This window comes from Micromonospora peucetia (assembly GCF_900091625.1).
GTDB lineage: Bacteria > Actinomycetota > Actinomycetes > Mycobacteriales > Micromonosporaceae > Micromonospora > Micromonospora peucetia.
The window spans coordinates 2,103,488-2,129,550 of sequence record NZ_FMIC01000002.1; the positions used below are offsets into that span (position 1 = coordinate 2,103,488).

Genomic DNA, 26,063 nt, shown 5'->3' on the forward strand with positions numbered 1-26,063 from the left:
GCTCCACCGCGACGGCAGGGTGTGAGGAATGAACTCGTACGGCGATTCCAGTTCCACGCGCGGGCGGGCCCAAATTCCGGGCCAGCACGGCGACCCCGGCGGTGACGCCTCCGGGGACGGCTGGTCGGCTGCACAGGAGGGTACGGCACCGGGTGGTCGCGCCCCGGTCGCGCCCTGGGCCGCCGCTGGCGGACGGGCCTCGGTCGGCGGCTCGGCGGCCGTGCCACCACGCGGTGGTTCCGCCTCCGGTTCGGCGTCGGCGGCCGTTCCGCCGCGTGCGGGCTCAGCCGCCGGTTCGGCCTCGGTGGGTTCCGCCTCCGTCGGCCGGGCCGGGCCGGGCCGGGCCTCGGTGCCGGTCCCGCCGGCGCCCGGCGTGGGCCGGGCGGGCGCGGGCCGCGCGTCGGTGCCGGTCTCCCCGGCGGCCGGCGGGTCGGCCGGGCGTGCCTCGGTGGGTTCCGCCTCCGTCGGCGCAGCCCCGGCCGGGCGGGCCAGCGTCGGGTCGGCGGCCGTCAGCGGCCGGGCCACGGCGCGAGCGAGCGTCTCGCCGGTCTCGGGCGGCCCGGGAGGTGGGCCTGGCGGTCCCGGAGGGCCGACCGGCCCCGGCCGTGGTGGCCGCGGTGCGGGTGGCCCGGCCGGAGCAGGGCGGTCGAAGAAGCGCAAGCGGGTGAATATGCTGATCGCCAGCTTCGCGGTCTTCATCATGCTCGCCGGGCTCGGCGTGGTCGGCTTCACCTACTACTCGACCAACGTCGTCCTTCCCGACGAGGTTCCGCTGCCGCTCTCCACCACGATTTTCGCCAGCGACAAGAAGACGTCGGTGGCCCGGCTGGGCAACGAGAACCGCACCTTCGTCACGATCAAGGACATTCCCGAGCACGTCCAGTACGCCGTGGCGGCGGCCGAGGACCGGAACTTCTACAAGCACTCCGGCGTGGACTACAAGGGCATCGCCCGGGCTGCCTGGAACAACCTCAGTGGCGGCGACAAGCAGGGCGCCTCGACGATCACCCAGCAGTACGCCCGCAACGCGATCGAGAACCTCAAGGACGACAGCTACGCCCGGAAGGTCAAGGAGGCGATCTTCGCCTCCAAGCTGAACGAGAAGTACGAAAAGCCAGAGATCATGCAGCACTACCTGAACGTGATCTACTTCGGGCGGGGCGCGTACGGCATCGAGGCGGCGGCGCAGACCTACTTCGCGAAGCCGGTGAGCAAGCTCACCCCCGCCGAGGGGGCCGTACTCGCATCCCTGATCAAGCAGCCGGTAGCCAGCACGACCCACAAGGGCTACGACCCCGCCGTCAATCTCCCCGCAGCCAAGGACCGGTGGGATTACGTGCTCGGCGGCATGGTCGAGGAGGGGTGGCTGAACGCCGCGGAGCGGCCGACCGCGTACCCGAAGGTGCAGCCGGTGGCCAAGGACGGCAACGGCTTCGGGGTGAAGAGCCCCCGGGGCAACGTCGTCAACTACGTCCGCCAGGAGATGGAGCAGTGGGGGGTTTGCTCCGACTCGGGCGCGGCGGGCAAGCCGACCTGCGTCGACGTGCTGCGGACCGGCGGTTACCGGATCACGACCACCATCAACGCCAAGATGCAGGACGCGCTGGAGAAGGCTGCCCAGCCGGACCGGAAGGGCTCGGTGCTCAACGGGCAGCCGAAGAACCTGATGGCGGCGGCGGTCTCCATCGACCCGAAGTCCGGCCGGGTGCTCGCCTACTACGGCGGCGACAGCGGCGCCGACTTCGACTACGCGGGCAAGAACACCAACCTCAACGGCGACATCGTCGGTGGTCATCCGCCGGGCTCGTCGTTCAAGGTCTACACCCTGGCGGCTGCCATCGAGGCCGGCATCTCGGTCAAGTCACGCTGGGACGCCACCCCGTTCAAGCCGGAAGGCTTCAAGGACAAGGTGCAGAACGCCGGCCGCACCGCGGCCTGCGGCGAGTCCTGCACGCTGGAGGAATCGACCCTCAAGTCGTACAACGTGCCGTTCTTCCACCTGACGGAAAAGATCGGTCCCGACAAGGTGGTCAAGATGGCGAAGCAGGCCGGCGTCAGCACGATGTGGACGGTCGACCCGCCCCAGCCGTTCGACCTGGTCAAGGAGAAGCCGGAGGACCTCGCGCCGAGCAAGTTCGACCGGGTCGTCGGCTACGGCCAGTACCCGATCACCGTGCTCGACCACGCCAACGGGCTCGCCACCCTCGCCAACGACGGCGTGTACAACAAGGCGCACTTCGTCCTCACGGTGGAGAAGCAGAACAAGGCCACCGGCAAGTGGGAGAAGGTTCCCGGGACCGGTGAGCAGCGCAAGCCGCAGCAGCGCATCAAGCGGGAGGTCGCCCAGGAGGTGACCGCCGTGCTGAAGGAGATCCCGGAGAAGAACAACGCCGGACTGGGCAACGGGCGGGACGCGGCCGGCAAGACCGGCACCTGGGAGCACAACGGCACCCCGCGTAACGCCCACGCCTGGATGGTCGGCTACGACGACAACCTCGCCACCGCGGTCTGGATCGGCAGCCGCGACACCAAGAGGCCGACGATCGTCGACAAGAACAAGAAGGACATCGGCGGTAGCAGCTTCCCGGCCGAGCTCTGGAAGCGGTACATGGACGACGCGCTGAAGGGCAAGGACAAGTCGGACCTGCCGAGTGTCACCGGCATCGGTGACGACAAGGCCGGCAACGGCAAAGAGCCCCCGCCGCCTCCGCCTCCGACGAGCCCGCCGGACTGCGGTCCGCTCGGCCTGCTCTGCCCGCCTGGCGGTGGCAACAACGGCGGTGGCAACAACGGTGGTGGGAACAACGGCGGTGGCAACCCTCCGGGCGGCCCGACGGCACCCACCAACCCGATCGAACCGCGGCCGGGGGGTGGCAACGGTGGTGGCGGTCTGCTACCGACCACCAGCCCCAGACCAGGCGACGACTGATCGAGGACTGAACGACGAACGCCGCCGGCGGCCGGAGCATGTCTCCGGCCGCAGGCGGCGTTTCGCGTACCGACTTTGTCGTGGTCGGGAGGGGACGCGGAGGCCCGAAGTACGGCAGGATGCACCTTCATGAGCACGCAGTCGACGCCAGGCATCGACGACGCCGGTGCCCCTGACCACCCGTCCCGCTCCGACGGCTTCGTCCGGGGTGTCTCCGGCACCATCGGCGGCCCGCTGGGCGACCACGCCGTCGCGCTGGACCGGCCCGCCGGGCGGGAGAGCCGGTTCTGGACGGCGGCCCGCATCGTCCTGGCCCTGGTCTGCCTGACCCTGGCGTTGCACTGGGTGCAGAAGTCGCCGTGCCAGGACGGCGCCTGGCAGGACAACGAGCAGTACACCCGGTTCTGCTACACCGACGTGCTGGCGCTCTACTACGCCGAGCGGCTCAACGAGGGCGCCGTCCCCTACCAGGACCACCCCGTCGAGTATCCGGTGCTCACCGGGTACTTCATGGGCGCGCTCGGCCTGCCCGTGCACGCCCTCGGCCAGAACGACCCGGGGCTCAACCAGGGCATGTGGTTCTACAACCTCAACGCGCTGGTGCTCGGCGCGCTGGCGGTCGCCACGGTGGCGGTGATCCTCGCCCTGCGCCGCCGCAGACCCTGGGATGCCGCGCTCTTCGCGCTCGCCCCCGCGCTGATGCTCACCGCCACGGTCAACTGGGACCTGCTCGCCATCGGCCTGGCCGCGTTCGGCCTGCTCGCCTGGGCCCGCAGTCGACCTCTCGTGGCCGGCCTGCTGCTCGGTCTCGCCGGGGCGGCCAAGATGTGGCCGCTGTTCATCCTCGGCCCGATCCTGGTGCTGGGGCTGCGTGCCGGACGGCTACGCGCCGCCCTCACCGCCCTCGGCGCGGCCCTGGTGGCCCTGGTCGCCGTGAACCTGCCGGTCGCCATTCCGTACCGGGAGAACTGGGACCGCTTCTTCGAGCTGAACTCGACCCGTCCCATCGACTGGGGCACCCTCTGGTACATCGGGCGCTACCTGGACGGCAAGTTCGGCAGCAGCAACCCCGCCGATCTCGGGCCGTTCGAGTGGTTGAACATCAACATCCCGACGCTGAACACCCTGTCGTACGCCCTCTTCGGGCTGGCCTGCCTCGGGGTGGCCGCGCTGGGGCTGCTGGCCCCGCGCCGGCCCCGGCTCGCCCAGCTCGCGTTCCTGGTGGTCGCCGCGTTCCTGATCTTCAGCAAGGTGTGGTCGCAGCAGTTCGTGCTCTGGCTGCTGCCGCTGGTGGTGCTCGCCCGCCCCAAGTGGGGTGCCTTCCTGGCCTGGCAGCTGGCCGAGGTCTGCTACTTCGTGGCCTTCTATGGGGAACTGCTCGGCGCGGCGACCAGCCGGCCGGTCTTTCCGGAGGGGGTCTTCGTGCTGGCGTCGACGCTGCGCCTGGCCACCGTGGTGCTGCTCTGCGTGCTGGTCGTCCGGGAAATCCTGAACCCCGAACTGGACGCGGTCCGCAACACCTATCCGGACGATCCGGACGGTGGCCTGTTCGATGGAACCAGGGACGCACCCTGGATGGCCCGCTGGCGTCGACCCGACCTGGCCTCGCCGCAGCCGAAGGAGCCGGTGACTGTCACGGCGCCACCAGCCTCGGCCAGCAACAGCGAGGATGGGCGGACGGTGGACGGCGGATGACGTTCTGATGGCGGCCTGTCGGATCCTTCGGGCATCCGACAGGAGCCGGAGGGATCCTCATGTTGAGGAAGAAGATCGCCCACCTGGGCGGTGCGCTGGCGTTCTGCCTGGCTGGCGTCGTTGCCCCGCAGACAGCGTTGGCTGCCCCGCCAACGGTGCCGGCTGCTCCGAGTGCGGTGGAGGAGCAATCGGCCACGGTGAGTGCCGAGGAGTTGGACCCGCAGACCGCCACCATGATTCCGGAAGCCGAAACTGGCGGCCACCGGCTGTGGATCGGTGTGTGACGGCAAAACCCGGCGACGTACAAGATCTACCACAGTGGGTGCTCAACCTGTTACCACTACTGCGCCGACGACGCGCAGACCGTCGCGAGTAACACCGACGGCATAAACCTGGAACTGCGGTACAGCCCCTCGCTGCCGGACGGCCTGGACCCGGGTCTCGTCGGACTTCTACTACCCGACCGTCCGCAGTTACTACCTGGACGGCGGGGTCCGGACCTCGTACAGCGGCTTCGCGGGCGCCTACTACACGCCGATGGTCAACGATGCGGGTTTACTCGCCCGGGCGGAGGCGAGCGCCGGCCCCACGACCTGGTGGACGTCGAAGTACTGAGACCCGGACCAACGGCGGTACTGACAGGGAGGCACCCTGCCCGCTCCTGGATGTCGCGTTCCGGGCGTCCACGTTGACGCCGGTCGGCTCGTTGAGCACTATCAAACATCCGGTGGTCGAGCTGCTTTCCCGCACCGCTGGGGCAGCTCAACGGCGTACCGGTCGGGAATCCCTGACCCGTCTGGACGCAATCTGGGAATGACCCGGGATTACCTGCCAGACCGGGCGAGGCGGCTGTGACGGAAGGCTGACATGGAGTTGACCGGTGCGAGCGCCGTCGATGTAATCCTGCCCGCATTGCTCGGCACGGCCTGGCTCGGCCTGACCCTCGCCCGTCGGATGTCCGGGTGGTTCTTCGGCCTGGGCGGATGCGTCGCACTGCTCTGCTTTCCCGCCGGAATTATGGCTGGCCGGTTCGAGCTCGGCGACACCGACTGCACACCGGGCAACCTGTGTTTCTCCGCCAACATGGTCGACTGGTGGCTAAACGGGCTGTTCGGTCTGTTGACGGTCGCGGTGTTGGCGATCCTTTCCGGGGTTCGCAAGATCTTCGCCGGCGTGGACGACGGGGAGGTGGCGCCGGAAGAACGAGGATGACGTGGTGCGGGAGGAGGTTCTGACACATCAGGAGTTTTCTCCGGCATCCATCGGACCGGTCCGGGGTCGGCTCGTTACCAGGTGAATCCCCAACGGCCCGTCTCGGCTCACGGGATGCCTGTTCGTTACCCCAGCGGATACGTCGTCAGCCGAGCGTGGCATGCGTTCCCTTCACCGCGAGGATCTCCGCCGGCCCTTGGGCATCCGCATCGTTGATCAGAGTCTGTACTGCCTGGGACAGATCGACGAGCGCGGTCTGGATTGCCTTGAGTGTCGGCAGGTTGGTCGTCTCGCCTGGCTGGGTAGCATTTGCCGGCCCCCGCAACTGCGTCTCCAGCCGGAGCAGGGCAGGGCCCAGGCCGAGCCCCAGTTCCCGGTCCAACCGCTGGCGGAGTCGTCGGAGCACCTCCAGCGCGTCGGCCGTACGGAACGCGTGGTGTAGTGCCTGGGCCAGACAGGCGTGCAGGAACTCGTTGTACGGATAAATCTGCGTCCACAGGCTCAGGTCGGGGACCCAGGGCCCCGGCAAAGTCGCGGCGTGTCCGATACCGCACCGCATCGGAGCCGCATGCGTCGCTGCCGTGCGTATCCGGAGCCCCGCCAGCCTCGGTGATCATGAAGTTGACTGGCGGGAACCGGGCATTTTGCACCGCTAGCTTCATGATCAACACGGTGGGAAGAGGCGCTCCTGGCCACGCGCTGCTCCAGAATGTATTGGGACCCGCGCCTCAACACGGTCTGTGGGTGTCCGTGTTCAACTAATCGGGAATTGAGGGAGCCGACGCAGCTTTGCACCTGTTGACGGGCCGTGGCCGGCGGATTGCCTGGCCAGGTGGCGTCGATCAGCCGGTCCACCGATACGGCGGCGTTGTTGCTTATCAGCAGTGCGGCCAGTAGGTTTCGTTGGCGTGGACTGGAAAGCGGGAAAAAGAAGTCTCCGCTGGAAATCATCAGTGGCCCGAGAATCTTGAACCGCACCATACGTACCCCGTGCTGGCGTAGTCACGCGACTATGTCATTAAAGCATCAGAAAGTCAGGAGACTTCGATGTCTATGGCCGGGCGTACTTCGAGGCGCTATGTCGGTGGTGAATGTCACAAGCGGTAAATCGCCATGTTCCCTATTTCCTCGCGGGTGATGCCGAGCCCGTCGACCGGTGCGTCGATGGTGATCTCCCACGGTGTCCCGGCGATCTGGTCGCGCATCAGCAGCACGTTGCGGACCCCGAGGACGCGAAGGTAGTCGACGCTGGTCTGGTCGGGGAAGGAGAGCGTCACCCGGCGTACGTCGTCGAGTTGGCTCGGTGTGAAACCGCTCCCTCCGTTCACCACGTCCTGGAACTTGGTCGTGGACCAGAGCATCACCGGCTGGTCGAGGCTCTGGTTGCTCGGCAGCACCAGCATCGGCCCGTTCACGGTCCGCATCGCGGCCGGCTGGGACGGCACGATCGGGTGCGGCGTGGAGTTCAGCCCTTCGCCGATCACCAGCACGAGCGGCAGCAGGGTGGCCAGCCGCAGCCACGGGCCCGGCCAGGAGGGGATCCGCTCGGCGGAGATCTCCCGGACCCGGGCCGCGAACGCGCTGACCGCGCCCGCCGCCAGCAACCCGAGCAGCAGCGTCGTCCAGAGCATCAACCGGCCCGGCGTACGCAGGCCGTTCCACCCGGGCAGGTGCTCGAACAATGGCACATAGGTGAAGGCGCCGTCGAAGAACCGGGTGCCCATGGCGAACACCATGGTCACCACCACTCCGGCGAGCAGCAGCAGCCGGTGACGCAGTTTCCAGACCGAGAAGAAGAGCCCGCCGGCAGCGAGCGCGTAGAGCACGAAGCCAGGCAGCAGGGTCATCTCCGGGTGCCAGGGCAGCGAGGCCCTCGCTCCCTCGTGCAACGCGCCCCAGATCCGCGACTCGGCGGGCGCGGTGAAGAAGCCGCTCGCCGGTGGGGAGTAGACGGCGATGTCGCCGATGGAGCGCTCCGCGTTCGGGTGGGCCTTCGCCACCGTGAAGAACGGGATGGCCAGCAGCACGCCGACGCCGGCGAAGAGCAGGCCGCCGACCAGGTCCGCGATCAGCAGCCGGCGGCCGAACGGGCGCTTGACCGGCCGGATCACCCACCGCCGCAGGAACCAGGTGACGGCCGCCACCAGCACGGTGCCACCCAGGAAGTACGCGAACGGCAGCCCGATTCCGAAGCCGAGACTGAGTTGCCAGGCCGCGACCAACCAGCCCGTGTAGACCCAGCCGTCGTGCCGGCGCTCGGGACGGTATCCGTGCCGCAGCGACCAGCCGTGCCCCCGGGCGAGCATGGCCAGCGCGAGCGGAATGCCGCCGTTGGAGATCACGTGCAGGTGCCCGGCCTGGGCCAGCAGCCAGGGCGCGTAGGCGAAGCTCGCCCCGGCCACCGCGGAGCCGATCCGGCCCGCACCGAGCTGCCGGGCCAGCGCGTACGCCCCGAGCGTGGCGAGCGCGTGGGCCAGCACGAACATGATGTTGTAGCGGAGCACGGCGGCCTCGGGGCCGGTGCCGATCATGCCCGCCGGGGCGTACCCGAGCAGGGTGTCGGAGAAGGCGAAGCTCCAGTTCTCCGGGAAGAACGCGTTCGACTGCCACAGCTGGGCCGGGTTCGTCAGCAGGATGTGCCCCGACCAGGCCATCTGCCACGCCTGGAGGCTGGGATCCCAATAGTCCTGCGGCAGCGTGTGCAGGGGGTAGCGCAGGGTGGGCCAGGTCAGCAGCACGGCCAATGCCAGCGAGGCGAGCGTCGCGAGCGTCCACTCGTGGACCAGCAGTCGGCCGACCGCCCGGGTGGTGGCCCGTGCGGCGCGTCCGAGCAGGGAGGGCACCGGCTCGGGGGCGGACGCGAAGGCCTCCCACCGGTCGGGCTTCTCCTCCTTGGTGCTTCCGTCCTCGCCCTTTCCGGCGGCAGTCTTCTCGTCGCCTTTACCCGCGCCCTCGGTGCCGCTCCTGGCCCCGGCCTTGCCGGCCTTGTCGGCCGCGTCAGCCTCGGCATCGGCCTTGCCGGCACTGGTCTTGACCGGTCCGGCCTTGTCTGCCGGGTCGGCCGCGCCGCTCCCGGTCCCGGCGGTGCCGGCCGTGCCGGCCTTGGATCCGGCCGCACCGGCTTTGTCGGCTGCGTCAGCCTTCGTGTCGGTCTTGCCGTTCCTGGCCGCCGTGCCGGGCGTGGCGGCGGGTGTGCTGACCTTCTCGACGGGGTCAGCCTTCGTGGCGGGGCGGGCGGCGTCGGGCGGGTCCCCGGTGGGCTTCGCACCACCGGTGCCAGCCCGTTCCCCGGTGTCGGTGGTGCCGGCCGTGGTGCCCGTACCGCCGGTCGTGCGGGCCCGGTCGGAGGCCTTCCGGTCCGCGGAGTCGCCCGACGTGCTCGGGCGGGGCCCGCCGCCGGCCGCTGCAGCCTCGCCGTCGTCCGGTGCGGCCTCGCCGCTGGCCGGTGCGAACCGCGCGGCGGCATTGTCGGGACGGGAGCTGCCGGCGGCGGACTGCTCGGTCGTCATGCCTTCGGGCTCCCCGCGCCCAGCCGGTCCCGCAGGAAGGCGATGTCGGCGCCCTGACCGTCGACCCCGCCCGGGGTCTCGACGATGACCGGTGCGTCGGCCGCACGGATCAGCGCCACCACCAGCTCCGGATCGATCGTGCCGCCGTCGAGGTTGTCGTGCCGGTCCTGGCCCGAGTTGAACGCGCCCTTGGAGTTGTTGGCGTGCACCAGGTCGATCCGCCCGGTGATCGCCTTGACCCGGTCGACCAGCCCGAGCAGTTCCTCGCCGCCGGCGTGGGCGTGGCAGGTGTCCAGGCAGAAGCCCACCTCGTGGTCGCCCACGGCGTCCCAGAGCCGGGCGAGCGCGTCGAGCCGCCGGGCGCACGCGTTGTCGCCGCCGGCGGTGTTCTCGATCAGGACCGGCACGCCGAAGCCGCCGGAGTCCGCCGCGTACGCGAAGGTCTTGCGCCAGTTGTCGAAGCCGACGGCCAGGTCGTCGCCGGCGTTGACGTGCCCGCCGTGCACGATCAGCCCCTTCGCGCCGATGGCGGCGGCTGCCTGGGCGTGCCCGAGCAGCAGCTTGCGGCTGGGGATCCGGATCCGGTTGTTCAGGGTCGCGACGTTGATGACGTACGGCGCGTGCACGTAGAGGTCGACGTCGGCGGCCCGCAGCCGCTCCGCGTCCTCCCGCGGCTTCGGTGCCTTCCACCCCTGCGGGTCGGAGAGAAAGAACTGCACGGCCTCGGCCCCGCGGGCGGTCGCCTCCGCCATCGGGTCGGTCGAATCGACGTGGGCTCCGATACGCATGCACGGGAGCCTACGTCGCGTCGCTGACAGCCGGCATGACGGCGGTGGCGGTGTCGCCGGCCCACGCGTCACCTCCCGGCGTCGGTGGTCGTTGATGCGAGTGGGATCCATGGTGCCGCCGTCGGCCCCGGGACGGCCGTCGGTGGGCCTGCCAGGGACGCGTCGAACCGCCCGAGAGCAGGGGCACCCCCGCCGCGCGGCCCGGCGTGGCGGGGGCCACCCTGGCCCGACCGGGATCATTGGGAAATTTGTCAGTGAATTCTGCTATTTCCTCCGACAAGGTGTAAGAGCCGTTGTAACGTCGGTAACAACACGATAAAGCTCCGCGGGGCGTCCCCGGTCCAACCTCATCGGTGTGGTCGTTCCTCCCCAGGTCCCACCCAAGGAATGCGGACGGGACGCCCCGCGGCCTCGTGTACGGGGGCTCGCATCGACACCGAAGTCGACGCGGGCCCCCGTCGCTCTGGCCCGGTGGGAAGGGTCCCGCCGACCACCCCGAACATGATCGTCCGGACCGGGTATCCTGGTCAGGTTGTCCGCGTCCGGCCGGGTTCCCCCGGAACCGGCGTGGGCCACGACGCACGACCTCCTGCCACGGAAGGACCGTGGCCGCTTAGCCCACAGGAGGTGAGCACGTCTTGCGTCATTACGAAATCATGGTGATCCTCGACTCCAGCCTCGAGGAACGCACCGTCGCACCGTCGCTCGACACGTACCTGAACGTGATCCGGACTGCGGGTGGCTCGGTGGAGAAGACCGACGTGTGGGGCCGTAGGCGCCTCGCGTACGAGATCAACAAGAAGGCCGAAGGCATCTACGCCGTCATCGACCTGCAGGCGACGCCCGCAGCGGTGGCCGAGCTTGAGCGTCAGCTGCGGCTCAACGAGTCCGTGCTGCGCACCAAGGTCATCCGGCCGGAGATGCGCTAAGCATTCAATCCCCGATTCACCCGGATCAGCCTCATCGGTCCTGTCGGAGGGCTCTGAGAGCCTGTACGGCAGAACTGATGAGTGCGCGAGGAGATGGTCATGGCAGGAGACACCACCATCACGGTCATCGGCAACCTGACCGATGACCCCGAGTTGCGGTTCACCCCGTCCGGTGCGGCGGTCGCCAAGTTCCGGGTCGCTTCGACGCCCCGATTCATGGACAAGGCCTCCGGCGAGTGGAAGGACGGCGAGCCGCTCTTCCTGGCGTGCACCGTGTGGCGGCAGGCGGCGGAGCACGTCGCCGAGTCGCTCCAGCGGGGCGCCCGCGTGATCGTCTCGGGCCGGCTGCGTCAGCGGTCGTACGAGACGCGCGAGGGCGAGAAGCGCACCGTCATCGAGCTTGAGGTCGACGAGATCGGCCCGTCGCTGCGCTACGCCACGGCGAAGGTGCAGAAGATGTCCCGCTCCGGCGGTGGCGGCGGCGGCTTCGGTGGCGGCGGTGGTGGTGGAGGCAGCCAGGGCGGCGGCGGAGGCAACTTCGACGACCCCTGGGCCTCGGCTGCACCGGCAGCACCCTCGCGCGGTGGTTCGGGTGGCGGCAACTTTGACGAGGAGCCCCCGTTCTAATGGCGCCGAGCGCCCGCGATCGCAAACCAGGAGCACGAGCAATGGCCAAGGCCGCTGCACTTCGCAAACCGAAGAAGAAGGTGAACCCGCTAGACAAGGACGGGATCACCTACATCGATTACAAGGACACCGCGCTGCTGCGCAAGTTCATCTCCGACCGCGGCAAGATCCGCGCTCGGCGGGTGACCGGCGTGACCTCGCAGCAGCAGCGGCAGATCGCCCGTGCGGTCAAGAACGCCCGCGAGATGGCGCTCCTGCCGTACACGGCCACGGCCCGCTGAGAGGAGGCACCGATATGAAGATCATCCTGACTCAGGAGGTGTCCGGCCTCGGTGCCCCGGGTGACATCGTCGAGGTCAAGAACGGCTACGGCCGTAACTACCTGCTGCCGCAGGGCTTCGCGATCACCTGGACCAAGGGTGCGGAGAAGCAGGTCACGGTCATCAAGCGGGCCCGCTCGGCCCGTGAGATCCGCGACCTCGGCCACGCCAACGAGGTCAAGGGCCAGCTTGAGGGCCTCAAGATCAACCTGAAGGCCCGCGCCGGCGACGGTGGTCGGCTCTTCGGCTCGGTCACCCCGACCGAGATCGTCGAAGCCGTCAAGGCCGCCGGTGGTCCGGCCCTCGACCGTCGTCGGCTGGAGCTGACCGGCGCCATCAAGTCGACCGGTTCCTACCCGGTGCGGATCAAGCTGCACCCCGAGGTGACCGCCAAGTTCGACCTCAACGTCGTCCAGGGCTGACACCTCACCCCAGCACCACGACAGGGCCCGCACCGACCGGTGCGGGCCCTGTTCGCTGCCCGGTCGACGCCGGCCCTCAGGGGCGGCACCGAATCAGCCGATCGGCTGGCCGGTGACGACACTGATCAGCACCGTCGAGAGGCCGCCACCGACCACGGCCGCCGCCAGCGCCACGCTGACCGAACGCCACATCGTCCCGACCCGACGCAACAGCAGCGCCACGACCAGGCTGCTGGCCAGCGCCAGCCCGAAGCGTGGCAGGCCGGACGCCAGCGAGCCCGACGCCCGCGACCGGGACGAGTCGCAACCCCCTCCGCTAATGTCCGTGACGCACCCCGCCGGCACCTGCCCGTCCAGGGTCAGCAACCAGACGAAGATCAACACTGCCGGCACCAGATAGCAGGCAAGGGTGTAGAGCAGTGGCCGCCACGGCCCACCCGGATCGGGATCGAGCAGGTCATCCTCGATACGACGGGCCCCTGCCCCTGCGGTCGCGGCCCGACGGCGTACGGTCGCTGCCGTCGCGGCACCGACCGGCTCCGCCATCCGCTGACGTGGCGCGGGAGGCGGCACGATCTGGTTCCACCACCCGCTGTCGTCGGAGTGTCGCTCCCACTGGCCACTGTCGTCGGGCTGGTGCCACTGGCCGGTGCCGTCGGTCCGGTCCCACCAGCCGGCGGGACCGGCATGGTCCCAGCGGTCCACCTCGCCGGCGGGGCGCCATGCCTGCACACCCGACGCGTCCCACGCGTCCACGGCCGGAGGCCGGGAGGGCTCGGACGTACGCGGCTCCCCGTCCCAGGGATCGACGGCGGGTCGTTCCGCCGGCAGCCGCCGCCCCCGGCGGGCAGGCCGCCCGGCCTCTTCCTCCGGTACGCGCTCGGACGCGTCCGCCTCCGTCAGGCCGGACCAGACGGCCTGCGGGTGGTGGGCCGGCGAGCGCCTCGGCAGGCTCGGCGGTGGCGCCCCCGAGACGGGATCGTTCTCGGCCCGCCGCCGCCCGGCGTATCCCTGCTGTTCCCGGGTGTGGTCGAACGTCCACTCCCCGGTGTGCTCCGACCGCGGGGCCGCGCCCACCGCGGAGGACTCCCGCCAGCTCGTCTCGCTGACCCGGCGCCAACTGCTGGTGGTCCCGGTGGTCCGCCCGGCGCCGCCGGGACGTGGCCGGTCGGAGTCGATCTGCACCTCGTCGTCGGGCGCGGCGTGCCGGCCGCCACCGTCCGCGCTGCGTACTCCCGACTCCAGCGCCCAACGCGGCAGGTAGCTGTCGACCGGCTCGGGCTGGCCGCGCTCGACGGCCCGGCGTCGACTCGGCGTGCGGTGCCGGTCGGGGGAACGCTCGTCGGGGTCGACCCGGGTCGGGTCGGCGGGATCGCCCCAGGGGACGACCGGCCGTCGCTCGCGCGGACCGTCCTCTCCGCGTCCCCAGTCCCGGTTACTCACGGCGGGAGCGTGACCCTTCTCAACCGATGGCGCAATCCGCTGTCCAGGTGTAGCCGTTCGCTGGAGATAGTACGGGACGTTCGACCCCGCAGTTTGACCGAAAACTTTCCATCCACAGGCTGTGGATAACGTTTCCGCAGTTCACGGGCCTGCTCTGGGGAATTCCCCAGGTGTTGTCCACAGGCTGTGCACACCCTGCACACATGTTCGTCCACCGGCGTCCACAGGTTGTCCCGAGGCTCGTCCACCGATGTGGTTGAGGGGCTGACCTCGGGTTCCGTATGGTGGGCCCCCGACCGGCCGCGCGATGACCCCCGATCGACCGGCAGGTCGAGGTTGTCGTACCCCGGCGATAGGGCTGAATCCGGATCCGACGCAGTGGAGGGGGGACCCGTGTCGGTCACCGACGACAGGCGGGCGGACTCGCGGCCGGGCGGGGGGCAGTCGTCCGCGCCCCCGCAGCGCGACGGCCAGTTCGACAAGACCCCGCCGCAGGACATCGCCGCCGAGCAGTGCGTCCTCGGCGGCATGCTGCTGTCCAAGGACGCCGTCGCCGACGTCGTGGAGATCCTCAAGACCACCGACTTCTACCGGCCGGTGCACGCCACCATCTTCGACACCATCCTGGATATCTACGGCCGGGGCGAGCCGGCCGACTCCATCACCGTGGCGGCGGCCCTGGCCAACTCCGGCGATCTCGTCCGGATCGGCGGCGCCCCCTACCTGCACACGCTGATCGCCAGCGTGCCGACCGCCGCGAACGCGGCCTACTACGCCCGTATCGTCAGCGAGCGGGCGGTACTGCGGCGTCTGGTCGAGGCCGGCACCAAGATCGTGCAGCTGGGCTACGGCACGGCTCAGGGCGGCAGTCGCGACGTCGACGACGTCGTCGACCTCGCCCAGCAGGCGGTCTACGACATCACCGAGCGCCGTGTCAGCGAGGACTTCGCCGTGCTCGCCGACATGCTCCAGCCGACGCTGGACGAGATCGAGGCGGTGGGTGCCCAGGGCGGCATGATGACCGGCGTCCCCACCGGCTTCACCGACCTGGACCGCCTGCTCAACGGCCTGCACGCGGGGCAGCTCGTGATCGTTGCGGGAAGGCCTGGTTTGGGCAAATCGACTGCAAGTATGGACTTTGCCCGAAATGCCGCCATTCGTGCCAATCAGGCGGCGGCGATCTTCTCGCTGGAAATGAGCAAGGTCGAGATCGTCATGCGACTGCTCTCGGCCGAGGCGCGCGTGCCGCTGCACGTCCTGCGCAGCGGCCAGCTCTCCGACGACGACTGGACCAAGCTCGCCCGCTGTATGGGCGAGATCAGCGAGGCGCCGCTCTTCGTCGACGACACACCGAGCATGAACCTGATGGAGATCCGGGCCAAGGCGCGCCGGCTCAAGCAGCGGCACGACCTCAAGATGATCGTGGTCGACTACCTCCAGCTGATGACCTCCCCGAAGCGCACCGAGAGCCGGCAGCAGGAGGTCGCGGACCTTTCCCGTGGCCTGAAGCTGCTCGCCAAGGAGGTCGAGTGCCCGGTGATCGCGGTGAGCCAGCTGAACCGTGGCCCGGAGCAACGTACTGACAAGCGGCCTCAGTTGTCCGACCTCCGTGAGTCCGGTTGCCTGACGGCGGAAACCCGGCTGGTCCGGGCCGACAACAACTCCGAGGTCACCCTCGGCGAGCTTATGGCGGGGGAAGCCAAGGACGTTCCGGTCTGGGCACTGGACGAGAGCCTTCGCTACACGCCGCGGACGATGACGCATGTCTTCCCGAGCGGCAACCGGGAAGTGTTCCGTATGACGTTGGCGTCGGGAAAGCAGATCGACGCGACGGCGAACCACCCCTTCCTCACCTTTGCGGGATGGGTGCCGCTCGGGGAGTTGACGGAGGGGACGCGTCTCGCCACACCCCGGCACGTACCTCCTCCACTCGCGATCCAGCCGTGGGCGGAGGCCGAGGTGGTCTTGCTGGCACACCTCCTGGGCGATGGCTCGTTCGTACGCCGTCAGCCGATTCGGTACGCCAGCTGCGACGAGCACAACCTTCAGGCCGTCGCGGAGGCAGCCAAGCATTTCGGCATCACTGCCATCCGTGACGACTACGAGGCGGCCAGGGTCACAACCCTGCGGCTTCCCGCCCCCTACCGTCTCGCTCGTGGCCGGCGTAACCCGGTCGCCGAGTGGTTGGACGGTCTAGGGCTGTTTGGTCTGCGGTCGCACGAGAAGTTCATTCCGGCATCGGTCTTCAATATGCCGAAGGAACAGATCACTCTTTTCCTCCGGCACCTGTGGGCGACGGACGGCTCGGTGAGCGTGAACAAGTCGGGTCGTGGTGGCCGCGTCTACTTCTCGTCAACGAGCCGCCGGATGCTTGAGGACATCTCCCGTCTGATGCTGAGGTACGGCATCACCGCCCGCCTCAGGGCGGTGCCTGTCGAACGTCACCGACCCCAGTACACCCTCGACATCTCCGGGCGGGATGACCAGTTGCGGTTTCTCCGGGAGGTCGGCGTGCACGGCGACAGGGCACGCAACTGCGCCGACCTGCTCGAATCCCTCTCGGCGATGGAGAGCAACACCAACGTCGACACGGTGCCGCGCGAGGTGTGGAGCCGGGTCCGGGAGATCCTCGCGGAGAAAGGTATGACCCACCGTGAGTTCGCGGCGGCGATCGATTCTCAGTTCTGTGGCAGCACCCTCTGGAAGCGCGCACCCAGTAGATCCAGGCTCGCGAAGATCGCTTCGGTTCTCGACACGGCCGATCTCGACCTGCATGCCACGAACGACATCTTCTGGGACGAGATCGTGTCGATCGAGTCGATCGGCGAGCGTGACGTCTTCGACGCCACCGTCCTCGGTACCCACAACTTCATCGCCAACGGCATCGCCACCCACAACTCGATTGAACAGGATGCCGACGTGGTGATCCTGCTGCACCGTGATGACTACTACGACAAGGAGTCGCCACGGGCCGGCGAGGCGGACTTCATTGTCGCCAAGCACAGAAACGGCCCGACCGACACCGTGACGGTGGCGGCGCAGCTGCACCTGTCGCGCTTCGTCGACATGGCCATCGGGTAGCGGCAGCAGACAGGGGCACGGGCGCGGGAGGCCGCGCGGGACGCGTCGGCTCAGGGACGCTCAACGTCTGATCACTGCACTACGGTGTTCCGGCGTGGACACCGAAGACTGGCTGGCCGATGTCCGCGTCTCCTACGACACCGTCGCCGAGAGCTACGCGGACCAGGTACGTGACTTCCTGGACGAAGCACCGTACGAACGGGCTGCCCTCGGATTCGCGCGCCGGCCGTAGGTGAGCGGCGCTGCGGCACCCGGGCGGACCACGGGTGACCGGGCCGGTCGAGGCGCCGGCCCGGTCGACGGAGTGGCTCAGCCGAACATCTCGTCCAGGAAGCCCTTGTGCTTCTTGCGCTTGTAGTGCCCGTGGTAGCCGTGGTGCTGCTGGCTGTGCCCGTACGCGGGGGCCGGCGGGTAGCCGTGCGCCGGCGGGGGCGGCGGCGGGACGGCACCGTAACCCGGCTGGTGCGGGGCAGGCGGGGGCGGCGGGGGCGCGTAACCGCCCTGCTGGTGGCTCGGCTGGCTGGGGTAGCCGCCCTGCTGGTGGGCGGGCTGCGCCGGGGGCGTCGCGCCCTGCTGACGGCTCCAGTTGGCCTCGGCCTCGAACAGCTTCTCCAGCTCGCCGCGGTCGAGGAAGATTCCCCGGCACTCGCCGCACTGGTCGATGACGACGCCGCTGCGCTCGTACTGGCGCATTTCTCCGTGACACTTGGGACAAGTCATGCTCATCCTCCGACCGTACCCGGTCGGATCACGCGGTTGCTGTCAGCGCTTCCGCGACTTCTTCGTCGGGGACCTCGTGGAAGTCCTCGTAGTAGGCGCTCACCGCCATGAACTCCGGCGGGCGCTGGGCGCAAATGACCTGGTCGGCCTCGGCGGCCAGCATCTCGTACGCCTCCTGGGAACCGACCGGGACGGCGAGCACGACCCGGCGGGCGCCGAGGTGGCGGGCGACCTGGACGGCGGCGCGGGCGGTGGCCCCGGTGGCCAGGCCGTCGTCGACGATCACGGTGGTGCGGCCGGTCAGGTCGAGGGGCGGCCGGCCGGCGCGGTAGAGCCGCTCGCGCCGTTCCAGCTCGGCCTGCTCCCGGCGGCGCACCTCGGCGATGTCGTCCGCGCCGAGCCGGCCGGCCACCGCGTCGTTGAGCACCTGCACGCCGCCGGGGCCGAGCGCGCCGAAGGCCACCTCGGGCGCCCACGGCATGCCGAGTTTCCGGACGACCAGCACGTCCAGGGGTGCGCCGAGGCGCTCGGCGACCACCCGGGCCACCGGCACGCCGCCGCGTACCAGCCCGAGCACGATGACGTCTGGTTCACCGATGAGCGCGGTGAGCCGGTCGGCGAGCGTCCGGCCCGCCTCCTCGCGGTCGCGGTAGGTGGTCATGTCTCAGGTCTACGCCGTGTCGCCGGCCTCCGCCCGCCAGTTCGCGGAAACCGGCGGGTGCAGGGCGGGCGCCCAGACCAGGAGCGCGAGCGGGTAGAGGAGATAACCGAAGCGGGTGGTGGGCATCAGCAAGATCGCGGCGAGCAGCCCGTACCCGCAGATCAGGGCGGCGGCGACGGCGGTGCGGGGCGGGCGGCGGGCGAGCCGGACGGCGATCGCCAGCCCGGCGGCGAGCAGCAGCGCGGCAGCGACGGCGCGGCCGGCGGGCAGGGCGGTGGCGATCAGGTGGCCGGGAAACGGCGACTGCGCGGGGCTGGTCACCAGGCCGTGCCCGAGCGGGAAGCGGAGCACGTTCTCGACCAGTGCGTCACGGTCGACGAGCAGGGCCGGCAGCAGGGCGGCGGCGGGCAGGCCGAGCGCGCCCGCGGCGACCCGCAGGCCGGACCGCCGGGTCATGCCCCAGATGATCAGCACGAGGGCGACCGGCCAGGCGAAGAGTTTCAGTGCCCCGGCCAGGCCGACGGCGAGGCCGGCCCGGCCCGGCCGGCCGGCGGCGGCGAGGGCGAGAGCGAGCAGGCAGAGCGCGAGTACGGGCAGGTCGTCGCCGCCGGTGGCCAGGGTGAGCGCGCAGACCGGGAGGACGGTGGCGGCCTGTACGCCCCGCAGTACGGCGGCCCCGGTGTGGTCGCCGGCCCGCCGGTGGCCGCCCCGGACGAGGGCGTGGACCGCCAGGGCGAGTGCCAGCGCGGTGCCGACGGCGAACCAGACGCGGGCGTCGGTCCACCAGGTGTCGACGGCAGCCCGGGGCAGCCCGAACAGTGCCATTCCCGGCTGGTACGGGGTGTAGCCGAGCAGTTGCTCGCCGGGCGGCAGGGCGGCGATCGCGTCGTGTCCGAGGTACGGCGTGCCGGTGTCGACCAGCCGCCGGCCGGACTCCTCGACGACCAGCACCTCCTCCTGGGCCCGGTCGGTGCGTCCGCCGGCCCGTTGGATGCTCTGCCAGGCCAGCGGCAGCAGGGCGGTGGTGAACCAGGCGAATCCGGTGACCGCCCAGCGGGCCCGCAGCCCGGCCAGCGGCGATCCGGGCTCGCGCCGGCGCAGCAGGAGCTGACCGGTCGCCGCGAGGGCGGCGATGAGGTATCCGACCGCGGCGACGCCACCCCAGGCCCGGTGCGGGACCAGGGTGGACGTGGCGGCGGTGATCGCGGCGAACACCGCCGACACGGCGTACAGGCCGAGGTCGAGGGCGAGGCCGCCGGCGGCGGAGTGGAGGGACTGCCAGCCGCGGCGGCGGGCGGTCGGGGCGGCGGTCACGCGGGCCAGTCTGGCACCAGGTGCGCGTCGGCGCGTCAGGCGGGCAGGTGTCGGTCGTTGCGCCCGCGCCCGCCCTGCCGGCGGCCCGGGGCGAGCCGGATCACGGCCCCGGCGTCGTGCAGCGGAGGCGCGAGCGTGCCGGGGCTGCCGCCGGAACCACGCCGGAACGCGGCGAGGAGGGTGCCGGCGGGCATCGGTCGGGCGAAGAGATGGCCCTGGCCCGCGGTGCAGCCCAGCTCCCAGAGGGCCCGCCGCTGCGGCTCGCTCTCCACGCCCTCGGCCACCACGTCGAGCCCGAGGCTGCGGCCCAGGTCGAGGGTGGAGCGGATGACGGCGGCGGCCTCGGCGGAACTTTCCATGGCGGTCACGAAACTGCGGTCGATCTTCAGCTCGTGCACGGGGATGCGGGAGAGCAACGACAGGGAGGAGTAGCCGGTGCCGAAGTCGTCGAGGGCCAGCCGGATCCCCTCGTCCCGCAGCCTGCTGAGCACCCGGTCGACCACGTCGAGCTGGCTGAGCGTGAGCGTCTCGGTCAGCTCCAGCACCAGGCGGTCGGGGGGCAGGTCGTGTGCCCGCAGCCGGGCCAGCACGGAGCCCGGGAAGCGGGCGTCGAGCAGGCTGCGGGGCGACACGTTGACCGCCACCGGCACGTCGAAGCCGGCGTCCCGCCAGCTGCCCGCCGCGATCAGAGCCTGGTCGAGAATCGCCTCGGCGAAGGCCGGGAGCAGGCCCGAGCGCTCCACCGCCTCCAGGAAGCGCAGCGGGTCGATCATCCCGTGGGTCGGGTGGTGCCAGCGGGCCAGGGCCTCCGCCCCGGTGACCCGGCCGGTGCCCAGCTCGACGATGGGCTGGAAGTTGACGGTGAACTCGTGGTCGGCGACGGCGCGCGGCAGTTCGCCGCCGAGGGTGAGCCGGCCGAGGTCGGCGGTGTCCCGGGTCGGGGCGTACGTCGAGATCCGTTGCCCGGCCCGCTTGGCCTGGTACATCGCCACGTCGGCGCGGCGCAGCAGCTCCGGCAGGCCGCCGGTGGCGGGTGCGGCGGCGATCCCGCCGCTCGCCTCGACGCTGATCCGCATGCCGTCGAGGTCGAACGGCTCGTGCAGCGTGGCGAGCAGGGCCTCCGCGCGGTGCGCGGCCACCGCCGGGGCCGGCAGACCCCGCAGGAGTACGGCGAACTCGTCGCCGCCGAGCCGGGCCACCAGGTCACCGTCCTGGGCGGCGTCGCGCAGCCGCTCGGCGACCTGCACCAGGACCTGGTCCCCGGCGGCGTGCCCGAGCGTGTCGTTGACCTCCTTGAAGTGGTTGAGGTCGATCAGCACCAGCGCGGTCACCCCGTCGGCGTGCCGGGTGTCGAGGTGCTCGGTGCCCTGGTCGAGCAGGTGCCGGCGGTTGGCCAGCCCGGTCAGCGCGTCGTGGGTGGCGGCGTACGCGTGCTCGTCGGCGACCCGGGCCAGTTCGGCGTACGCCTGTGCGTTGCGGACCGCCGTGCACAGTGCCGAGGCGAAGGTGCGCAGCGTGTACTGCTCCCGCTCGGAGAGCTGCACGGGCCCGCGGAACCGCAGTCGCAGCATGCCCACGTCGACCGTCCGGTCGTGTCCCTCCAGGGCGGCGGGGACCACCGTGCCGTCCACCGAGGTCGGCTCGCCGGCCGGCCCGTCGTACGTGATGGCGACCGCGCCACCGCGGACGGTCCGGCCGCCGCCGCGCAGCTCGATCTCCACCTCGTCGGCGGAGAACAGCTCGGCGGCCTGGGTGACCGCGGTGGTGAGGACCTTGTCCAGGTCGACCACGTTGAGCGCGTCGGTGGTGCGGGCCAGCCGTTGCCACGCCTGCTGCTCGGTGCGGGCCTTGACCCGGTTGGAGTAGAGCAGGTGGAGGCTGAGTACGAGGGGTGGCACCGCCAGCAGGAGCCGGGGATCCGCCCGCAGGATGAACAGCGTGGTGACGATGAGGACGAAGCGCGCCAGCGCGCTCGTCAGGCGCAGCCCGAGGTCCTCGCGGAAGAGTTGCCTGAGCCGGGTGCCGGTGGCGAGCGCGATGACCGGGAGGGTCAACACCTCGTCGAGGACCACGGTGAGGGCGTAGGCGACCCCGATCGGGCCGATGGCCTGCCAGAGGTCGGTGAACGGTGGCGACCCGCCGGCCAGGTGGAGGGCTGCCCCGCCGCCCACCGCCAGCAGCATGGTCTTGGCCACTCCGAAGGCGGCCTTCAATGGCGGGAGCTTGGCGAGGGACTGGGCTATCGCCACCCCGATCCCGGTGGTCAGAATGACCAGCGGAGTCGGCGCGACCGCCAGGCTCAGGATGATTGCCGTCTCACTCCAGGAGATCGCGTGCACCGTCGCGCGAATCCGGATCCGCCACTTGATCGTCATGGCGAGGAAGGCCAGGAAGGTCAGGGTGAGCGAGAGTGTCAGGTGGTTACGGGACCAATTCAGCTGTGTCAGGTCGCGGAAGCACAGGACGGCCGCGACAGCGGCCACAACGCAGACGAGGCCGACGTGCAGCGTTAGCCGCCGCTCGGCCTCTGTCTTGCCCACGTTCAGTCGTGTCACCGCATCCCGACTGCTCTCGCCTGCTAAGCATGCCGAGATTACCGGTGGTCACGCGCCCACCACAATCCTCAGTTCCACTCGTGTGCCGACATCGCTATCCCTCCCCGATTTCGCGTTGGCCCTTGCGCGGCTGTGTTCCGCGATGCCGACAGCCTAAGTGCGGTTCGGCCAATTATGGAGGGATATATGTGACTATGGGCAATGGATGAGAACCGCGCCCCGTGGCGTGACTTTCCGCTTTCGGGCGGGAACTCAGCGCTGTGTTTCTGTCGACTTCCGGTTAACGCTAGATAATGAACCGGTGGACGGTCCAACGGCCAGCGCCCGCCGAAGTCCTGATGCCGGCGGATCCCCGAAACGCGCCGCCGGGGAGCCCTCACCCGGGCCGGTGGCCATCGCGCGGTCTCCCCGGGGTCGGCTGAGCTAGACTGCTCGGGCGAGGCGTTGATGGGGACGAGTACCGCCGTACGCAGCCGTGAGCGACCCGGGGATGGTGGAAGCCCGGGGGTGTGCAGGGCGGGAAAATCACCCCGGAGCCGTCGGAAGAAAGGCCGCGAGGCCGAGTAGACCCGACTGCACAAAGAATGAGAGGGCCGTACGCGGCCAAGGAGGGTGGTACCGCGGGGCCGCAAGGTCTCGTCCCTCCGCCGGAGCTTGCCACACGCGTTCCGCCGGAGGAAATATGTACAGTAGCGTTCCGAGTCAGATCGACCTGTCCGCGCTTGATCACGAGGTCCTGCGTTTCTGGCGCGAAAACGATGTGTTCGCGCGGAGCCTGGAGCAGTCGCGCGGCCGGCCGGAGTGGGTGTTCTACGAGGGGCCGCCGACGGCCAACGGCATGCCCGGCGCCCACCACATCGAGGCGCGGGTCTTCAAGGACGTCTTCCCCCGTTACCGGACGATGAAGGGCTTCCACGTCGACCGGAAGGCCGGGTGGGACTGTCACGGGCTGCCGGTCGAGTTGGCGGTCGAGCGGGAGTTGGGCTTCTCCGGCAAGCAGGACATCGAGAAGTACGGGATCGCCGAGTTCAACGCTCAATGCCGTGAGTCGGTGACCCGGCACGCGGACGCGTTCGCCGCGCTCACCGATCGGATGGGCTACTGGGTCAACCTGGCCGACGCGTACCGGACGATGGACCCGGCGTACATCGAGTCGGTCTGGTGGTCGCTGAAGCAGATCTTCGACAAGGGTCTGCTGGTGGAGGACTTCCGGGTCGCGCCGTGGTGCCCGCGGGACGAGACCGGCCTGTCGGACCACGAGCTGGCCCAGGGCTACGAGACGGTGGTCGATCCGTCGGTCCACGTCCGCTTCCCGCTCACCTCCGGTCCGCTCGCCGGCCGGGCGGCACTGCTGGTGTGGACGACGACGCCCTGGACGCTGCCGTCAAACGTCGCCGCGGCGGTGAACCCGGACGTGCGGTACGTCGTGGCCACGAACGGTGACGAGCAACTGGTGGTGGCCGAGCCGCTGCTCGCGTCCGCGCTCGGCGACGGGTGGGACCTCACCGGGGAGTCGTTCCGGGGCGAGGAGATGGAGCGATGGAACTACCGGCCCCCGTTCACGCTGCTGGACGTGCCCGACGCGCACTTCGTCGTGCTGGCGTCGTACGTGACGACGGACAGCGGCACCGGGCTGGTCCACCAGGCGCCGGCGTTCGGCGCGGACGACCTCGCCACCAGCCGCGCGTACGGGCTACCGATGGTCAATCCGGTGCGGCCGGACGGGCGCTTCGAGCCGGATCTGCCGTTGGTCGGCGGGCTGTTCTTCAAGGACGCGGACCGGCCCCTGGTCGAGGACCTGACGGTCCGGGGTCTGCTGTTTCGCGAGGCCCCGTATGAGCACAGCTACCCGCACTGCTGGCGCTGCCACACCGCGCTGATCTACTACGCCCAGCCGTCCTGGTACATCCGGACCACCGCGATCCGCGACGCGCTGCTGCGCGAGAACGAGCGGACCACGTGGTACCCGGCGACCATCAAGCACGGCCGGTACGGCGACTGGTTGGCCAACAACGTCGACTGGGCGCTGTCCCGGCGGCGCTACTGGGGTACGCCGCTGCCGATCTGGCGGTGCCCGGAGGGACACCTCACCTGCGTCGGCTCGCTGGCCGAGCTGAGCGAGTTGACCGGCATCGACCAGAGTGGGCTCGACCCGCACCGGCCATTCGTCGACGAGGTGACCTTCGCCTGCCGGTGCGGCACGACGGCCCGGCGGGTCGAGGAGGTCATCGACGCCTGGTACGACTCGGGCGCCATGCCGTTCGCACAGTTCGGCTATCCGTACCGCGGTGCCGAAGAGTTCGCCGAGCACTACCCGGCACAGTTCATCTCGGAGGCCATCGACCAGACGCGCGGCTGGTTCTACACCCTCATGGCGGTGGGCACGCTGGTGTTCGACCGCTCGCCGTACGAGGCTGTGGTCTGCCTGGGGCACATCATGGCCGAGGACGGGCGGAAGATGTCCAAGCACCTCGGCAACACCCTGGAGCCGATCCCGCTGATGGACCGGCACGGCGCCGATGCCGTCCGCTGGTTCATGGCGGCGGTCGGGTCGCCGTGGTCGGCCCGTCGGGTCGGGCACACCGCGCTCCAGGAGGTGGTCCGCAAGGTCCTGCTCACCTACTGGAACACGGTTGCCTTCCAGGCGCTCTACGGCCGTACCGCCGGCTGGTCGCCGTCGCCCACCGACCCGCCGCCCGCGGAGCGGACGGTCCTGGACCGGTGGCTGCTCTCCGAGCTGAACATACTGGTGGAGCAGGTCGACGCCGCGCTGGCCGACTTCGACACCCACCAGGCGGGCCGACTGCTGTCCGCGTTCATCGACGACCTGTCCAACTGGTACGTGCGGCGCAGCCGGCGGCGGTTCTGGCGCGGCGACCGGGCGGCTCTCGCCACCCTGCACGAGACGCTGTCCACCCTCACGTTGCTGCTGGCGCCGCTCACTCCGTTCATCACCGAGCGGGTCTGGCAGGACCTGGTCGTTCCGGTCACTCCGGACACCGCGCCGTCGGTGCACCTCGCCGCGTACCCGGCGGCAGACCCCACGCTGGTCGACCCGGCGCTTTCGGCGCAGATGGCCCTCGCCCGGCGGCTGGTCGAGCTGGGCCGGGCCGCGCGGGCCGACTCGGGGATGAAGGTTCGCCAACCGCTGGCCCGGGCCCTCGCCTCGGGCCCCGGCTTCGCGGAGCTGCCGCCGAACCTGTTGGCGGAGATCGCGGCCGAGCTGAACGTCGGGGCGGTCGTCTCGATCGACGCCGCGGGTGACTCGCTGGTGGACACCACGGCCAAGGCGAACTTCCGCACCCTGGGCCGGCGGTTCGGCAAGGCGGTGCAGCAGGTGGCCGCCGCCATTGCCGCAGCCGACGCGGCAGCGCTCCGGGACGCCTTCCGGGAGACCGGGACGGCCACGATCGTCGTCGACGGTGAGCCGGTGACGCTCGGCCCGGACGAGGTCGTGGTCACCGAGACGCCCCGGGCGGGCTGGGCGGTGGCGAGCGAGGCGGGTTCGACCCTGGCGCTGGACCTGGACCTCACGCCGGAGCTGCGCCGTGCCGGGGTGGCCCGCGACGCGATCCGGCTGATCCAGGAGGCACGCAAGAACAGTGGCCTGGAGGTCACCGACCGGATCCAGCTGCACTACCGGCCCCACCGGGAGCAGACCACGCTGGCGCTGGCCGAGCACCGGGACCTCGTCGCCGAGGAGGTGCTCGCCACCGACTGTGCCGAGGGCGAGCCCACCTGGGCCGACGCGGAAGCGTTCACCGACGAGCCGCTGGGCCTGACCTTCTGGCTCCGCCGCGCCTGAGGTACCGCACCCTGGCCGTGGAAGCGGCCAGGGTGCCCCCTCCTACTACTCCG

The 26,063-nt window shown here is 70.3% G+C and carries 19 protein-coding genes; 11 read left to right on the plus strand and 8 right to left on the minus strand.

Features of this window, described 5'->3' with window-relative positions; genetic code table 11:
- The first annotated feature begins 28 nt into the window (after positions 1-28).
- From GA0070608_RS09865 to GA0070608_RS09880, 4 genes are all read left to right on the plus strand, one after another.
- Positions 29-2,929, plus strand: a complete 2,901-nt coding sequence (locus tag GA0070608_RS09865; RefSeq protein ID WP_091625518.1) for a transglycosylase domain-containing protein — start codon at positions 29-31, stop codon at positions 2,927-2,929.
- Between the two features lie 129 nt (positions 2,930-3,058).
- The gene (locus tag GA0070608_RS09870) at positions 3,059-4,624 is read left to right on the plus strand and encodes a glycosyltransferase family 87 protein (protein ID WP_091625523.1); all 1,566 of its coding nucleotides are present in this window, start codon (positions 3,059-3,061) and stop codon (positions 4,622-4,624) included.
- Positions 4,625-4,683: 59 nt separating this feature from the next.
- The gene (locus GA0070608_RS09875) at positions 4,684-4,908 is read left to right on the plus strand and encodes a hypothetical protein (RefSeq protein WP_091625527.1); all 225 of its coding nucleotides are present in this window, start codon (positions 4,684-4,686) and stop codon (positions 4,906-4,908) included.
- A gap of 583 nt (positions 4,909-5,491) precedes the next feature.
- Positions 5,492-5,836, plus strand: a complete 345-nt coding sequence (locus GA0070608_RS09880; RefSeq protein WP_091625531.1) for a hypothetical protein — start codon at positions 5,492-5,494, stop codon at positions 5,834-5,836.
- A gap of 145 nt (positions 5,837-5,981) precedes the next feature.
- Here GA0070608_RS09880 and GA0070608_RS09885 read toward each other — a convergent pair whose 3' ends face one another.
- The 3 genes from GA0070608_RS09885 to GA0070608_RS09900 form a co-directional block, all read right to left on the minus strand.
- Positions 5,982-6,395: a BTAD domain-containing putative transcriptional regulator gene (locus tag GA0070608_RS09885; protein WP_091625535.1), complete on the minus strand. Its 414-nt coding sequence runs from the start codon at positions 6,393-6,395 to the stop codon at positions 5,982-5,984.
- Positions 6,396-6,930: 535 nt separating this feature from the next.
- Entirely contained in the window at positions 6,931-9,345 is a 2,415-nt protein-coding gene (locus GA0070608_RS09895; protein WP_245715750.1) for a poly-gamma-glutamate biosynthesis protein PgsC/CapC, read from the minus strand.
- Positions 9,342-10,133, minus strand: coding sequence for a deoxyribonuclease IV (locus GA0070608_RS09900; RefSeq protein WP_091625541.1), 792 nt, complete (start codon positions 10,131-10,133; stop codon positions 9,342-9,344). The genes GA0070608_RS09895 and GA0070608_RS09900 overlap by 4 nt, the downstream gene beginning before the upstream one ends.
- 638 nt (positions 10,134-10,771) lie before the next feature.
- On the opposite strand from GA0070608_RS09900, the gene rpsF reads away from it, so the two are divergent.
- The 4 genes from rpsF (at position 10,772) to rplI (ending at position 12,431) form a co-directional block, all read left to right on the plus strand.
- Positions 10,772-11,062 carry a 30S ribosomal protein S6 gene (rpsF, locus tag GA0070608_RS09905; RefSeq protein ID WP_091625544.1) on the plus strand — a complete coding sequence of 97 codons (291 nt, stop codon included), beginning with the start codon at positions 10,772-10,774 and terminating at the stop codon, positions 11,060-11,062.
- Between the two features lie 81 nt (positions 11,063-11,143).
- Positions 11,144-11,689, plus strand: coding sequence for a single-stranded DNA-binding protein (locus tag GA0070608_RS09910; RefSeq protein ID WP_176733675.1), 546 nt, complete (start codon positions 11,144-11,146; stop codon positions 11,687-11,689).
- A 41-nt stretch (positions 11,690-11,730) separates the two neighbouring features.
- Positions 11,731-11,970, plus strand: a complete 240-nt coding sequence (gene rpsR, locus GA0070608_RS09915) for a 30S ribosomal protein S18 (protein WP_007073789.1) — start codon at positions 11,731-11,733, stop codon at positions 11,968-11,970.
- Between the two features lie 14 nt (positions 11,971-11,984).
- Positions 11,985-12,431 (plus strand): 50S ribosomal protein L9, encoded by a 447-nt coding sequence (rplI, locus tag GA0070608_RS09920; protein WP_091625548.1) that lies wholly within the window; start codon positions 11,985-11,987, stop codon positions 12,429-12,431.
- Between the two features lie 93 nt (positions 12,432-12,524).
- On the opposite strand, the gene GA0070608_RS09925 is transcribed toward rplI, so the two are convergent.
- Entirely contained in the window at positions 12,525-13,874 is a 1,350-nt protein-coding gene (locus GA0070608_RS09925; RefSeq protein WP_091625551.1) for a hypothetical protein, read from the minus strand.
- A 378-nt stretch (positions 13,875-14,252) separates the two neighbouring features.
- On the opposite strand from GA0070608_RS09925, the gene GA0070608_RS09930 reads away from it, so the two are divergent.
- Both GA0070608_RS09930 and GA0070608_RS33010 read left to right on the plus strand, forming a co-directional pair.
- Complete coding sequence (locus GA0070608_RS09930; protein WP_245715751.1) at positions 14,253-16,955, plus strand: replicative DNA helicase; 2,703 nt, start codon at positions 14,253-14,255, stop codon at positions 16,953-16,955.
- 94 nt (positions 16,956-17,049) lie between these two features.
- Complete coding sequence (locus tag GA0070608_RS33010) at positions 17,050-17,187, plus strand: hypothetical protein (protein WP_218107506.1); 138 nt, start codon at positions 17,050-17,052, stop codon at positions 17,185-17,187.
- A 77-nt stretch (positions 17,188-17,264) separates the two neighbouring features.
- On the opposite strand, the gene GA0070608_RS09935 is transcribed toward GA0070608_RS33010, so the two are convergent.
- Genes GA0070608_RS09935 through GA0070608_RS09950 form a run of 4 tightly spaced genes read right to left on the minus strand, consistent with a single transcriptional unit; the run spans position 17,265 to position 22,190 of the window.
- On the minus strand, positions 17,265-17,681 hold the full coding sequence (locus GA0070608_RS09935) for a TFIIB-type zinc ribbon-containing protein (RefSeq protein ID WP_091625559.1): 417 nt from the start codon (positions 17,679-17,681) through the stop codon (positions 17,265-17,267).
- Between the two features lie 22 nt (positions 17,682-17,703).
- A complete protein-coding gene (locus tag GA0070608_RS09940; RefSeq protein ID WP_091625563.1) occupies positions 17,704-18,336 on the minus strand; it encodes a phosphoribosyltransferase in 633 nt (210 codons plus the stop codon).
- A 9-nt stretch (positions 18,337-18,345) separates the two neighbouring features.
- Entirely contained in the window at positions 18,346-19,650 is a 1,305-nt protein-coding gene (locus tag GA0070608_RS09945) for a glycosyltransferase 87 family protein (RefSeq protein WP_091625567.1), read from the minus strand.
- 35 nt (positions 19,651-19,685) lie between these two features.
- The gene (locus GA0070608_RS09950; RefSeq protein ID WP_411970785.1) at positions 19,686-22,190 is read right to left on the minus strand and encodes a putative bifunctional diguanylate cyclase/phosphodiesterase; all 2,505 of its coding nucleotides are present in this window, start codon (positions 22,188-22,190) and stop codon (positions 19,686-19,688) included.
- 697 nt (positions 22,191-22,887) lie between these two features.
- Between GA0070608_RS09950 and ileS the strand changes: the two genes are divergently transcribed.
- Positions 22,888-26,010 (plus strand): isoleucine--tRNA ligase, encoded by a 3,123-nt coding sequence (ileS, locus tag GA0070608_RS09955; RefSeq protein WP_091625570.1) that lies wholly within the window; start codon positions 22,888-22,890, stop codon positions 26,008-26,010.
- The last annotated feature ends 53 nt before the right edge of the window (positions 26,011-26,063 follow it).

Bases quoted from the DNA above. Each gene is read 5' to 3' on its own strand.
- GA0070608_RS09935 (WP_091625559.1), bottom strand. From the start codon at position 17,681: ATGAGCATGACTTGTCCCAAGTGTCACGGAGAAATGCGCCAGTACGAG.
- GA0070608_RS09885 (WP_091625535.1), bottom strand. From the start codon at position 6,395: ATGCGGTGCGGTATCGGACACGCCGCGACTTTGCCGGGGCCCTGGGTC.
- GA0070608_RS09895 (WP_245715750.1), bottom strand. From the start codon at position 9,345: ATGACGACCGAGCAGTCCGCCGCCGGCAGCTCCCGTCCCGACAATGCC.
- GA0070608_RS09900 (WP_091625541.1), bottom strand. From the start codon at position 10,133: ATGCGTATCGGAGCCCACGTCGATTCGACCGACCCGATGGCGGAGGCG.
- GA0070608_RS09940 (WP_091625563.1), bottom strand. From the start codon at position 18,336: ATGACCACCTACCGCGACCGCGAGGAGGCGGGCCGGACGCTCGCCGAC.
- GA0070608_RS09865 (WP_091625518.1), top strand. From the start codon at position 29: ATGAACTCGTACGGCGATTCCAGTTCCACGCGCGGGCGGGCCCAAATT.
- rpsR (WP_007073789.1), top strand. From the start codon at position 11,731: ATGGCCAAGGCCGCTGCACTTCGCAAACCGAAGAAGAAGGTGAACCCG.
- GA0070608_RS09870 (WP_091625523.1), top strand. From the start codon at position 3,059: ATGAGCACGCAGTCGACGCCAGGCATCGACGACGCCGGTGCCCCTGAC.
- GA0070608_RS09880 (WP_091625531.1), top strand. From the start codon at position 5,492: ATGGAGTTGACCGGTGCGAGCGCCGTCGATGTAATCCTGCCCGCATTG.
- GA0070608_RS09875 (WP_091625527.1), top strand. From the start codon at position 4,684: ATGTTGAGGAAGAAGATCGCCCACCTGGGCGGTGCGCTGGCGTTCTGC.
- rplI (WP_091625548.1), top strand. From the start codon at position 11,985: ATGAAGATCATCCTGACTCAGGAGGTGTCCGGCCTCGGTGCCCCGGGT.
- ileS (WP_091625570.1), top strand. From the start codon at position 22,888: ATGTACAGTAGCGTTCCGAGTCAGATCGACCTGTCCGCGCTTGATCAC.